Origin of the sequence: Sulfitobacter sp. EhC04, assembly GCF_001650875.1 — a bacterium.
Classification (GTDB): Bacteria; Pseudomonadota; Alphaproteobacteria; order Rhodobacterales; family Rhodobacteraceae; genus Sulfitobacter.
Genome location: NZ_LXYI01000040.1, coordinates 1 through 12,376 on the forward strand (window position 1 = coordinate 1; position 12,376 = coordinate 12,376).

General features: G+C 62.4%; 13 protein-coding genes. 10 read left to right on the plus strand and 3 right to left on the minus strand.

Annotation, left to right across the window (positions count from 1 at the left end):
* Window positions 1-193 precede the first annotated feature (193 nt).
* Complete coding sequence (tldD, locus tag A8B82_RS16355) at window positions 194-1,615, minus strand: metalloprotease TldD (protein WP_067294859.1); 1,422 nt, start codon at window positions 1,613-1,615, stop codon at window positions 194-196.
* A gap of 180 nt (window positions 1,616-1,795) precedes the next feature.
* On the opposite strand from tldD, the gene coxB reads away from it, so the two are divergent.
* The 9 genes from coxB (at window position 1,796) to A8B82_RS16400 (ending at window position 9,362) form a co-directional block, all read left to right on the plus strand.
* Entirely contained in the window at window positions 1,796-2,722 is a 927-nt protein-coding gene (gene coxB / locus A8B82_RS16360) for a cytochrome c oxidase subunit II (RefSeq protein ID WP_067294731.1), read from the plus strand.
* Window positions 2,723-2,830: 108 nt separating this feature from the next.
* Window positions 2,831-3,766, plus strand: a complete 936-nt coding sequence (cyoE, locus tag A8B82_RS16365; RefSeq protein ID WP_067294734.1) for a heme o synthase — start codon at window positions 2,831-2,833, stop codon at window positions 3,764-3,766.
* Window positions 3,766-3,951 carry a cytochrome C oxidase assembly protein gene (locus A8B82_RS16370; protein ID WP_067294736.1) on the plus strand — a complete coding sequence of 62 codons (186 nt, stop codon included), beginning with the start codon at window positions 3,766-3,768 and terminating at the stop codon, window positions 3,949-3,951. Before cyoE ends, A8B82_RS16370 begins: the two co-directional genes overlap by 1 nt.
* The gene (locus tag A8B82_RS16375) at window positions 3,951-4,526 is read left to right on the plus strand and encodes a cytochrome c oxidase assembly protein (protein ID WP_067294739.1); all 576 of its coding nucleotides are present in this window, start codon (window positions 3,951-3,953) and stop codon (window positions 4,524-4,526) included. Before A8B82_RS16370 ends, A8B82_RS16375 begins: the two co-directional genes overlap by 1 nt.
* A gap of 19 nt (window positions 4,527-4,545) precedes the next feature.
* On the plus strand, window positions 4,546-5,358 hold the full coding sequence (locus tag A8B82_RS16380) for a cytochrome c oxidase subunit 3 (protein WP_067294742.1): 813 nt from the start codon (window positions 4,546-4,548) through the stop codon (window positions 5,356-5,358).
* A gap of 96 nt (window positions 5,359-5,454) precedes the next feature.
* The gene (locus tag A8B82_RS16385; protein WP_067294746.1) at window positions 5,455-6,126 is read left to right on the plus strand and encodes an SURF1 family protein; all 672 of its coding nucleotides are present in this window, start codon (window positions 5,455-5,457) and stop codon (window positions 6,124-6,126) included.
* Between the two features lie 4 nt (window positions 6,127-6,130).
* Window positions 6,131-7,519, plus strand: coding sequence for a threonine synthase (gene thrC / locus A8B82_RS16390; protein ID WP_067294749.1), 1,389 nt, complete (start codon window positions 6,131-6,133; stop codon window positions 7,517-7,519).
* Complete coding sequence (locus tag A8B82_RS16395) at window positions 7,516-8,778, plus strand: M16 family metallopeptidase (protein WP_067294752.1); 1,263 nt, start codon at window positions 7,516-7,518, stop codon at window positions 8,776-8,778. Before thrC ends, A8B82_RS16395 begins: the two co-directional genes overlap by 4 nt.
* Window positions 8,778-9,362 (plus strand): GNAT family N-acetyltransferase, encoded by a 585-nt coding sequence (locus tag A8B82_RS16400; RefSeq protein WP_067294755.1) that lies wholly within the window; start codon window positions 8,778-8,780, stop codon window positions 9,360-9,362. Before A8B82_RS16395 ends, A8B82_RS16400 begins: the two co-directional genes overlap by 1 nt.
* 40 nt (window positions 9,363-9,402) lie before the next feature.
* Here the strand turns inward: A8B82_RS16400 and A8B82_RS16405 are convergent, their stop codons facing one another.
* The gene (locus A8B82_RS16405) at window positions 9,403-9,867 is read right to left on the minus strand and encodes a hypothetical protein (RefSeq protein ID WP_067294760.1); all 465 of its coding nucleotides are present in this window, start codon (window positions 9,865-9,867) and stop codon (window positions 9,403-9,405) included.
* Between the two features lie 208 nt (window positions 9,868-10,075).
* The gene (glyA, locus tag A8B82_RS16410; protein ID WP_067294763.1) at window positions 10,076-11,407 is read right to left on the minus strand and encodes a serine hydroxymethyltransferase; all 1,332 of its coding nucleotides are present in this window, start codon (window positions 11,405-11,407) and stop codon (window positions 10,076-10,078) included.
* 121 nt (window positions 11,408-11,528) lie between these two features.
* On the opposite strand from glyA, the gene A8B82_RS16415 reads away from it, so the two are divergent.
* The gene (locus A8B82_RS16415; RefSeq protein ID WP_067294765.1) at window positions 11,529-12,356 is read left to right on the plus strand and encodes an MBL fold metallo-hydrolase; all 828 of its coding nucleotides are present in this window, start codon (window positions 11,529-11,531) and stop codon (window positions 12,354-12,356) included.
* Window positions 12,357-12,376 lie beyond the last annotated feature (20 nt).

Genomic DNA, 12,376 nt, shown 5'->3' on the forward strand with positions numbered 1-12,376 from the left:
GGGTGGGAGTGGGGGGTGAGTGGAAGAAGGATATGTGTCCTTGTCAGTCATCCCGCGTCTCCGCCTGTTGCAGAATCAGGTATAAGACAGCGCGGTTAACAGGGAATGAATCAACTAAAGCCGTTTTGGCACAAACTGGCCGTCCGACCGCAAGCCCCGGTACACAATGACATATACGCCCGGCAGGGCGGGATCAGGTGGCAGAGCCGCCGACCGTCAGCCCGCCTATCATCAGCGTCGGCTGGCCCACACCCACCGGCACCCACTGGCCCTGCTTGCCGCAATTGCCCATGCCCGGATCAAGGCTGGGGTCATTGCCGATGGCCCTGATCTGTTTCAATGCAGTGGCCCCGTCGCCGATCAGCGTCGCCCCCTTGACCGGCGCGCCGACCACGCCGTTCTGCACGCGGTAGGCTTCGGTGCAGGAGAACACGAACTTGCCATTGGTGATATCGACCTGCCCACCGCCGAATCCCACCGCATAGATGCCATCCCGCAGGTCCGCCACGATGTCGCCGGGGGCCACATCGCCGCCCAGCATGTAGGTGTTGGTCATGCGGGGCATGGGAATATGCGCAAAGGACTCGCGCCGCCCGTTGCCGGTGCTTTTGACCCCCATCAGACGCGCATTCTGCCGGTCCTGCATATAGCCGACCAGCCGCCCGTCCTCGATCAGCACGTTCCTGGCCGAGGGCGTGCCCTCGTCATCGACGCTGATCGACCCGCGCCGGTCCGGGATCGTCCCGTCATCCAGCACCGTGACACCGGAGGCCGCGATCTGCTGCCCCATCAAACCGGCAAAGGCGGACGAGCCCTTGCGGTTGAAATCGCCCTCCAGCCCATGGCCGATGGCCTCGTGCAGCAGGATGCCGGGCCAGCCGGGGCCCAGCACCACGTCCATCACGCCAGCGGGGGCAGGCACCGCATCAAGGTTGACCACAGCGATGCGCAGGGCTTCGCGCGCCTTTGCCTGCCAGTCTTCGGGGGCCAGCATGCCGTCCAGCCCGATCCGCCCGCCGCCGCCTGCCGTGCCGCTTTCGCGGCGGCCGTTCTGTTCAACGATGACCGACACATTCACCCGCGTCATCGGGCGCACGTCCCTGACGGATGTGCCCTCCGGCCTGAGAATCTCGATCTCTTGCAGGGATGCCGAAATGCTGGCGCTGACCTGCACCACCCGGCTGTCCAGTTCGCGGGCAAAGGCGTCGATCTCGCGCAGGGTCTGGATCTTGACCGGAAAGGCGGCCCCGGCGATCGGATCCTCGTCTGTATAGAGCCTGCGGTTGGTGCCCTCGGGCGCATCGGCCCAGGTGCCGCCGCCATCTGCCACGGCCAGGCGCGCGGTCTCGCAGGCGCGTTTCAGCGCCGCATGGGAGACTTCGGTGGAATGGGCGTAGCCCGCAACCTCGCCACGCACCGCGCGCAACCCGAACCCTTCGGAGGCATCATAGCTTGCCGTCTTGAGCCGCCCGTCATCGAACATCAGCCCCTCTGACCGACGCCGTTCAAAGAACAGTTCGCCATCGTCGGCACCGGCAACGGCCTCTCGCAGTGTTTTCAGGGCCGCATCGCGGTCCAGCAGGTCATTGAAGGGAGAAAAGGGGGTGCTGCTCATGAAATTGTCCTGAATTGGTGCCACAAAATGCGCATCGCGTCTGTTTGCCGCAATCGAAGTGGCTTTATCTTGAGGACAGAATATGATTGTAAGCACCGAGATTACAACGGGGCGGGCAGGGATCATCTGCTTCTTCCGGCGAAACCGTAGCCAAACATGGTCACAAGATCAGGACGACTTATGAAAAAACTTCTCTCTCTTAGCGCGCTCTTGGCAGGCCTCGGGGCCATGCCGGTACTGGCCCAGGACAATCTGCGCATTGATGGGCTTGAGGTCATCGGTACGCCCGTGGACGGCAAAACGGGCTTTCAGCCTGCCGTGACTCGGCTGGCGCAGGATATTCATGATCTCGACTGGCTGATCCTTGTGATCATCACCGTGATCACATTGTTCGTGACCGGCCTGATCCTCTGGGTGATCGTGCGCTACAGCAAGAAGCGGAACCCGAACCCTTCCTCCTTTACCCATAACACACCCGTCGAAATCGCCTGGACCGTCGGTCCGATCGTGATTCTGGTGCTGATCGGTGCCTATTCGCTGCCGATCCTGTTCCGCCAGCAGGAGATTCCCGAGGCCGATATCACCATCAAGGCGACCGGCAACCAATGGTACTGGTCGTATGAGTATGTGGACGAGGGGTTCGGCTTTGACAGCTACATGATCGGTGCGCCCGCAACGCTGACCTCCGAGGACGAAGCAGCCGGTGCCATTGCCAACCGTCTGGACGACGTCATGGTGGCCAAGCTTGAAGCCGCCGGATATTCGCGTGACGAATGGCTGCTGGCGACGGATACCTCTGTTGTCGTGCCGGTGGGCAAGACCATCGTGATGCAGGTCACAGGCTCTGACGTGATCCACGCCTGGACCGTGCCGGCCTTTGGCGTAAAGCAGGACGCGGTGCCGGGACGTCTGGCCGAACTGTGGTTCAGCGCGGAACGTGAAGGCGTCTATTTCGGCCAGTGTTCCGAACTGTGCGGTCAGGCCCACGCCTATATGCCGATCACCGTCAAAGTGGTCTCTGAGGCGGCCTATGCCGACTGGCTGGGCAAGGCCAAGGAGGAATATGCCGGTATTCCCCAGACGCTGAAGGTCGCTTCGGCCGACTGATCGTTGCGGCGCGGTGCCTGCCACCGCGCCCGACCTGCAAGCCGGGGGCGGCATGCATTGTTACTATGGTGGATGCCGTCCACCCTTGTTGCCAGCTAAAGGTGTCTCATGACCGACGTCAGCCAAACGCCAGCCTTGGAAAACGAAGCGGAACTGGGCGATTACTTTGCCCTGTTGAAGCCGCGCGTGATGCAACTGGTGGTCTTTACGGCCCTGGTCGGCATGCTGGCCGCACCCCAATCCGTGCATCCGGTGATCGGTTTTGCTTCCATCCTCTTTGTGGCCATCGGGGCGGGCGCATCGGGCGCGCTGAACATGTGGTGGGATGCGGACATCGACGCGGTGATGCGGCGCACAGCAAAACGGCCCATACCCGCAGGCAAGGTGCAGCCGGGCGAGGCGCTGGCACTGGGCGTTGCCCTGTCGGGCCTGTCAGTGATGATGCTGGGGCTGTCCGCGAACCTGCTCGCGGCGGGGATGCTGCTGTTCACCATCTTCTTCTATGCCGTGGTCTATTCCATGTGGCTGAAGCGCGCGACGCCGCAGAACATCGTGATCGGCGGGGCGGCGGGGGCCTTTCCCCCGGTGATCGGCTGGATCATCGCAACCGGCAGCTTCTCGGTCGAGGCATGGCTGATGTTCGCGCTGATCTTCATGTGGACGCCGCCGCATTTCTGGGCGCTGGCGCTGTTCATGCGGTCCGATTATGACGATGCCAATGTGCCGATGCTGACCGTGACCCACGGTCGCCCGGCCACCCGCCGTCACATCATGGCCTATACGGTTCTGCTGGCAGTGCTGGCTGTCGGCACCGGATTTACCGCCATCGGTGGTTATATCTATCTGGGTGTTTCGGTTGTACTGAACCTGCTGTTCCTGATCGGGGCATGGCGCATCTGGCAGCGCGACGAGGTTGCGGCCGAGGCGGACAATTATCTGGTGGAGCGCAAGTTTTTCCGTCTGTCACTCTTTTACCTGTTCCTGCATTTCGGCGCGATCCTGATCGAGGCGACATTGCGGACCTGGGGCATGGGGGGCTGGTAATGGCTATTCGCGCAGAGCACGAGATTCACAGTCGCCGCAAGGGCCGCAACGTGGGAGTCGGCCTGATGCTGGGCGGCTTTGTGGTGCTTGTGATGGTGCTGACCTTTGTCAAGATTACCCAGACCGATTTCACCCGCGCGCCGGGGACCGCCAATCCGCCCGCAGCCGTGGAAGGGAACAACTGATGGCAATGACCGGTCCGCAGAAGACAGTTCTTCAAACCGTGTCGCTCGTGGTCCTGATGGGCGGGCTGGCCTGGGCCTCGGTGCCGTTCTACGACTGGTTCTGCCGGGTCACCGGCTTTGGCGGCGTGCCGCAGGTCGTGGATGGCGGCGGGGACAACATCCTGGACCAGACGATCAAGGTCCGCTTCGATGGCAACCTCAACAGCGGGATGCCCTGGAGCTTCAAGCCGGTGGAGCGCGAGATCGAGGTGCGCATCGGCGAAACCGCCCTTGCGTTCTACGAGGCGCATAATCCCACGGATCGGCCCATCGCAGGCCAAGCCAGCTATAACGTGACGCCCTATTCTGCTGGTGCGTTCTTTGACAAGATCGACTGCTTCTGCTTCACCGAACAGGTTCTCGCCCCCGGCGAGACCGTGCAGATGCCTGTCAGCTTCTATGTCGATCCTGAAATCGTCAATGACAGGGATGGCAAGTATGTACACACCATCACCCTGTCATATACATTCTACCAAATTGATCTGCCCGAGGGCTATGCCGCCCTTGACGCAGAGACAGCAACAGACCTGAATTAATCAAGAGGGACCCCGGCACATGGCCCATGCAAAGAACCACGACTACCATATTCTCGCCCCGTCCAGCTGGCCCCTGATCGGCGCGATCGCCGGCTTTGCCATGTTGTTCGGCGCTGTGCTGTGGATGCACAGTGTGACGCCCTTCCTGTTCTGGGGCGGCTTTGTGGGTGTGCTCTACGTGATGTTCGCCTGGTGGAAGGACGTCGTCGCCGAAAGCCACATCGGCGATCACACCCCGGTTGTGCGCCTCGGCCTGCGCTATGGCTTCATTCTGTTCATCATGTCCGAGGTGATGTTCTTTGTCGCCTGGTTCTGGACCTTCTTCAAACAGGCCCTCTACCCGATGAACGAATATGCAGGGTCCGAATATGTGCCGCCCGTGTTTGACCCGGTCAATGCCTTCCACCTGCCGCTGATCAACACGCTGATCCTGCTGCTGTCTGGCTGCGCCGTGACATGGGCGCACCATGCGCTGGTGCACGAAAACAACCGCAAGGACCTGATCAGCGGGCTGGCGATCTCCATCGTTCTGGGTGTCGCCTTTACCGCGCTGCAGGCCTATGAATACGGTGAGCTGATCCTGCACCATGACTGGACCTTTGGCGGCGACGCGTTCTTTTCCGCGTTCTTCATGGCCACCGGCTTCCACGGCGCGCATGTGATCATCGGCACCGTGTTCCTGACGGTCTGCCTGATCCGCGCCATGCGGGGTGATTTCACGCCCGGCCAGCACGTCGGTTTCGAGGCTGCTGCATGGTACTGGCACTTCGTGGACGTGGTCTGGCTGTTCCTGTTCTTTGCCGTCTACATCTGGGGCGTGCCAGCGGGCTGATCCCGCGCACGGGGTTGCATCCGCCGCCCCGTCGCCTAAAACCCCAAAGCGCGCGATCCGCTTCGCGCGCTTTTTCGTTGCAACACGGACCCCTGCATGAGCCGCGCGCTTTTTGTCATTCTCATCGGTCTCGGCGGTGCCGCCATCCTGGTCAGCCTCGGCGTCTGGCAGGTGCAGCGCCTGGCCTGGAAAGAAAACATCCTTGCCGACATCAATGGCAGGATCGAGGCCACAGCCGTGCCGCTGCCGGACCGGCCCGACCCTGACTCGGACTCTTATCTGCCCGTAGAAGTCTCCGGCACGCTGGAGGGTCAGACACTGCGTGTTCTGGTATCGCAGAAAGAACAAGGCGCGGGTTACCGCCTGATCACCGCGATGAATACCGCCGACCGCCGTGTACTGGTGGATCGGGGATATATCCCCAATGAGGCGGTCGCGCCCCCACTGCCGGACGGGCCGGTCACAATCACCGGCAACCTGCAATGGCCGCAGGAGACCGACAGTTTCACCCCGGCCCCTGATCTTGACGGCAACATCTGGTTCGCCCGCGACGTCGCCGCCATGTCACAAACCCTGCAGACCGATCCGGTGCTGGTGGTTGCGCGCGCCGTGTCGTATGACGCGGCACCGGTGTCGCCCTTGCCCGTGGACACGGCGCGGATCCCGAACGATCATCTGCAATATGCCATCACCTGGTTCTCGCTGGCGGCCATCTGGGCCGCCATGTCCCTCTACTTCCTGCGCCGCCGTGCCAAACCCGAAAGCTGAACCCATGCGCTATATCTCCACAAGGGGCCAGGCCCCTGCGTTGACCTTTGAAGAGGCGATGCTGACCGGGTTGGCGCGCGATGGCGGGCTCTACGTGCCGGAGGTGATCCCGACCCTGACGTCTGACCAGATCGCGGCACTTCACGGCAAGAGCTATGAGGAAACGGCCTTTGCCGTCATGCGCCCCTTCATCGGCGAGACCTTTACCGATGACGAATTCCGCCAGATCATCGCTCGAGCCTACGCCGGGTTCAACCACGGCGCCCGCGCGCCGATGGTGCAGCTGGCCCCCGGCCATTTCCTGCTGGAACTGTTCCACGGCCCGACGCTGGCGTTCAAGGATTTCGCCATGCAGCTGATCGGCCAGATGTTCCAGGCCGCCCTTGCCCGCCGGGGCGACCGGGTGACAATCGTCGGGGCAACCTCGGGCGATACCGGATCAGCGGCGATCGAGGCGTTTCGCGGCCTCAGCAACGTCGATGTCTTTATCCTGTACCCGCATGGCCGGGTCAGCGATGTGCAGCGCCGCCAGATGACCACGCCGTCGGAATCCAACGTACACGCGCTGGCAGTCGATGGCGATTTCGACGATTGTCAGGCGCGGCTGAAGGACATGTTCAACGACTTCGAATTCCGCGATGGCGTGAAACTGGCCGGGGTGAATTCGATCAACTGGGGCCGGGTGCTGGCACAGGTGGTCTATTACTTCTCTGCCGCTGTCAGCCTTGGTGCGCCTGCGCGCGAGGTCAGCTTTACCGTGCCTACCGGCAATTTCGGTGACATCTTTGCGGGCTATATCGCCAAGCGGATGGGTCTGCCGATCCGCGACCTGATCGTGGCCACCAACCAGAACGACATTCTGGACCGCTGCCTGAAGGGGCAGGGCTATCACAAGACTTCTGTACATCCCTCGATCAGCCCCTCGATGGACATTCAGGTGTCCTCGAACTTTGAGCGCGCGCTGTTTGACGCCTACGGGCGCGACGGCAATGCGGTGGGCCAACTGATGGCCGAACTGGGGCAGGGTGGTTTCGACGTGAGCCAGGGCGCGATGCAGGCGTTGCAGGCCATCTACCGCTCCGGCCGCGCCTCGGAGGAGGAGACATCCGCCACCATCGCAACTGCGCGTGAAACCATGGGCGAACTGCTTTGTCCGCATTCCGCCGTGGGGGTCAAGGTTGCGCAGGAACAGCGCGACATGGCCGTGCCGATGGTCACGCTGGCCACGGCGCACCCGGCGAAATTCCCCGATGCGGTCGAGGCGGCCACTGGCGTGCGGCCCGATCTGCCGCCCCATATGGCGGACCTTTTCGACCGCCCGGAGCGTTTCACCCGCATCGACAACGATCTCGACGCCCTGAAAAAACATATCAAGGAAAACCTCTCCGCATGAGCCTGAACCAGACCCGCCTGCCCAACGGCTTTCGCATTGTGACCGAACATATGCCGGGGCTTGCCTCGGCCTCTGTCGGGGTCTGGGTGACTGCGGGCGGCCGCCACGAGACGCCGCAGCAAAACGGCATCGCACATTTCCTTGAACACATGGCATTCAAGGGCACGGCCCGGCGCACCTCGCTGCAGATCGCCGAGGCGATCGAGGATGTGGGCGGTTACATCAACGCCTATACCTCGCGCGAGGTGACGGCCTATTATGTGCGGGTGCTGGAAAACGACGTGGCGCTGGGGCTGGACGTGATTGCCGACATCCTGCGCAACCCGGTGCTGGACCCGAATGAGATCGAGGTCGAGCGCGGCGTGATCCTGCAGGAAATCGGGCAGGCGCTGGACACCCCCGATGACGTGATTTTCGACTGGTTGCAGGAAGAAGCCTATCCCGATCAACCGCTGGGACGTACCATTCTGGGGCCGACCGAACGGGTGTCGAATTTCAACCGCCAGGACCTGCAGGGGTTCATTGCCGATCACTACGGACCCGACCAGATGATCCTTGCCGCCGCCGGTGCCGTGAACCACGACGAGATCGTGAAGCTGGCAGAAAGCCTGTTTGGCGACATGCCGGCCAAGCCGATGTTCCAGATGCAGAATGCGACGTTCCGGGGCGGCGAGACCCGGCAGGTCAAAGCGCTGGAGCAGGCCCATTTCGCGCTGGGTTTCGAATCGCCCGGTTACCGTGCCGACGATATTTATGTGGCGCAGATATACGCCTCTGCGCTGGGCGGCGGCATGTCGAGCCGCTTGTTCCAGGAAATTCGCGAGAACCGGGGGCTTTGCTATACGATCTTTGCCCAGGCCGGGGCCTATGCCGACACCGGGATGACCACGATCTATGCCGGCACCTCAGCCGCGCAACTGCCCGAACTGGCCGGGATCACCATTGATGAAATGAAGCGCGCGGCCAGTGACATGTCACCTGCCGAGGTTGCCCGCGCCCGTGCGCAGATGAAGGCGGGGCTGCTGATGGGGCTGGAAAGCCCCTCCAACCGGGCCGAGCGGCTGGCGCGTCTGATCCAGATCTGGGACCGCATCCCGCCCCTGTCCGAGACCATCGAAAAGATCGACGCCGTGACCACCGGTGACGTGCGCGATCTGGCACAACACATGGCAGAGTCCGCACCAGCGGCGCTGGCGCTGTACGGCCCGGTGGAGAAAGCGCCGACGCTGGAAGCGCTACAGGCCCGACGCGCCGCCTGATGCTGCTGGTCAAACGGAAAATACGCATCGAGACAGAGAGGCTGACCCTGCGTCCGCCGCAGCATGCCGATTTCCGCGACTGGACCAGCCTGCGCATCAGAAGCCGCGATTTCCTGACCAAATGGGAACCATCCTGGGCCGAAGATCACCTGACGCGAAAGGCCTTCACCAACCGTGTCTATTGGGCGCAGCGATCCGTTAATTCTTCCACCGCCATGCCGCTGTTTCTGATCCGGCGCGCGGACCAGACCCTTGTGGGCGCGATCACGCTGGACAACGTGCGCCGGGGGCCTGCGCAATCGGCGACGCTGGGTTATTGGACTGGCGAATCCTATGCCCGGCAGGGGTATATGCGCGAAGCGATAGAGGCGATGGTTCATCACGCCTTCACCCGTATGGACCTGAGCCGGATCGAAGCCGCCTGCCTGCCGGAAAACGCGCCCTCGCGGGGGCTGCTGGAAAAGACCGGTTTCAAATATGAGGGCGTCGCGCAAAGCTATCTGCAAATTGACGGGCGCTGGCGGACTCATGTGCTTTATGCCGCGCTGCGCGGAGACCGCCGGGGCAAATCTGAAGCCGGATAGGGCAGAGCGTTTCCCGCCCGCTACATGGGCACTGCCCTTATTACACAGCCGCCATCTGCTCCTGCGTCGCCACAGAGGACAGGGTGTTGATGTGGTCTTCGGTCTGGGTGATTGCGTAGAGGCTGTAGGCAACTTTCCAGCACTCGCCTTCCTTGCGTTCCAGCCTTGAAAAGGCCTGGTAGGGGGGCTGTAGCAGCTCCTCCCCACGATAGACCCGTGCCTCGTGCAGAGACTCGATCCGATTTTCGCTCTTGAATTCGGCCTGCATGCAATACCGGTCCACCCGCGTCACCCCGCGTTCGCGGTAGTTGGCGCGCACGGCGCTGAATATCTGGTACAAAGTTTCCCTGTCCGTCACAAAGCGGCGCCCCTCGATGGTCTCGATATGCTGGGGCAGGATGAAACAGAGCGCAAATGCGTCGAAATCGCCGCCCATCAGCGCAACGCCGGTGCGGCGCAGAAGATATTCGGCTACATCACTTGCCTTTTCGAATTCGGTCGACACGGGGGTAATACCTCCTTAGACAATGGCGAAACTGGTACACAAGCGCGCAACTGCCATCTCCTGAGTCACGCGCGAACAATCGGCTCCGGGTGGTCAGGCAGCGATTCTCCGGAGACGCGGTGCAATTAACCACGCAACAATGGCGATTCTATGATCACAGTTGGGCCGCGCCCGGAATTCTCATTGTGCGCCTTGGGGAGTATTCACACTATCCCCCCACATGTCCGCCCACGAAATGCAGCTTGTCAAAGGTTGTGCGAAAGGCGCGCACCTCCTGCGCCATGGCGGACGGATCGTTTGACCGCAGCGCACGGGCGATCAGGGCGGCGAGTGTCTTGGCATCCTGCACGCCCACGCCCCAGCGCACCAATTCGGGCGTGCCGATGCGCAACCCGTTCATGTCCCCCGGCACCTCCGCGATCGGCAGACCGATGCCGCACGCCAGAAACCCCGCTTTGCGCAGGGTCTTTGACGCGGTCTGGCCGCCACCGAATGCCTCGGCCTCTACCGCAAATTGATGCGACCGGGTGAATCCGCGTGCCTTGCCGAACAACGTCAGCCCTTCCGCGTCCAAAGCTTCGGCCAGCGCCTGCGCGACCGCGATCATTTCGGCGGCATAGGCGGGCCCGTAGTCCACCCAATCCAGCAGGGTCAGGGCCAGGGCCGCCGATTTGGCCGCGTCAAAGTTTGCTGTCATGCCAGGAAAGGCGATGGCGTCCAGCCGTTCCGCGATGGCCGCGTCGTCGGTCACGATCAACCCGCCCGCCGGGCCGCCAAGGCTCTTGTAGGTGCTCATCGTCATCAGATGGGCACCCTCTTTGAGCGGGTTGCGCCAGGCGCGCCCGGCGATGATCCCGCATTGATGCGCCGCATCGAACAGGACCTTCGCGCCAACCTCATCCGCGATGGCGCGCACCTGAGCCACAGGATGTTCGAACAGGTTCAGCGAGGCCCCGACCGTGATCAACTTGGGGCGGACCTGATGCGCCAGCTTGCGCAGCTGGTCGATGTCCAGCGAATAGCCGTCGGCGTCAACCGGTGCGGGCACGGTTTTGAGTCCGTAAAGCCCGGCACAACCCGCCGCATGGTGCGTCACGTGCCCCCCGACAGCGGCAGGTGGCGCAATGATCGTATCCCCCGGCGCGCAGAGCGCCATGAAGCCGTAAAGATTGCCCAAAGCGCCGGACGGCACCCGGATTTCGGCATAGGCCGCGTCAAAAACCTGGGCGGCCAGTTCGGCAGCAATCACTTCGATCTCTTCGATGGCCTCAAGCCCCATTTCGTATTTGTCGCCGGGATAGCCCAGCGAGGGCCGCGTGCCGAGACCACTGGCAAGCGCCGCCTCGGCGCGTGGTGACATGACATTGGTGGCGGGGTTGAGGTTGAAACAGGCGCGCTCGTGGATTTCCCGGTTCTGCGCTGTCAGCGCGTCGATCCGCGTTGCGATCTGGCCGGTATCGGCGGTGGCGGTCCGGGTGGCAATCTGCTGTACAAGGGCTTCGCTGGCGGCAGGCACCCAGTTTCTGTTGGCAAGCATCATAGGTCTTTCTGCTGATTTTTGGGCAGCATGCATTGCCGCGCCGGGATTTGGCAAACCGCATTGTTCTAACCGCTCGAATTTTTGGTAAGCCGTGTTAGCTTGATCGGCAGGGGGTCCTGCCATGTTGCTTCGTTGTCTCACCTTGATTCTCGTCGCGCTGGCGCTGCCCGCCGCCGTCACCGCACAGGACCGCACGCCAAGCCATTGCATCGCGCTGGCGGATGCCACGCCGGGGATTGCGCATGTGATCCCCGCCAGCCTGCCCGACGTCGCGCCCGAAACGGTGCATCTGCATTACATCGCCCATGCGTCCTTTCTGATCCGCAGCCATGGTGGGCTGAACATGGTGACGGATTACACCGGCTTTACCGGCACCCTGCCGATGATCCCCGATGTGGTCACGATGAACCACGCCCACGACAGTCACTGGACCCCCTTTCCCGACCCGGCGATTCCCCATGCGCTGCCGGGGTGGGGGGCGTTTGGCGAAGGTATCGACCACGAGCTTGACCTGGGCGAGGTCCTGATACGCAACGTATCCACCGACATCCGCTCGCAGTTTTCCGAGGTGGAGCCGGAGGGCAATTCGATCTTCGTTTTCGAGATGGCGGGCCTGTGCATCGGCCATCTGGGGCATCTGCACCACGAACCGACCGAGGCGCAATATGCCGCGCTGGGCCGGATCGACGTGCTGATGGCCCCGGTTGATGGCGGATACACCCTGCCGCTGCCGGTGATGATGCAGGTGATCCGGCGGCTCAAGTCCTCCATCGTGATCCCGATGCACTGGTTTTCCGGCTATGCGCTGGATGCCTTCCTGCTGGGCATGTCGGATGAATTCCAGGTGGTGGAGCTGGAAAGCGCCAACCTCAGCGTCTCGATCGACCGGCTGCCGTCGCGGCCCACGATAATGGTGCTGAACCCCTCCTATATCAACGTTGCGCGATAAAGTGTTTCCAGTTTTCCTTG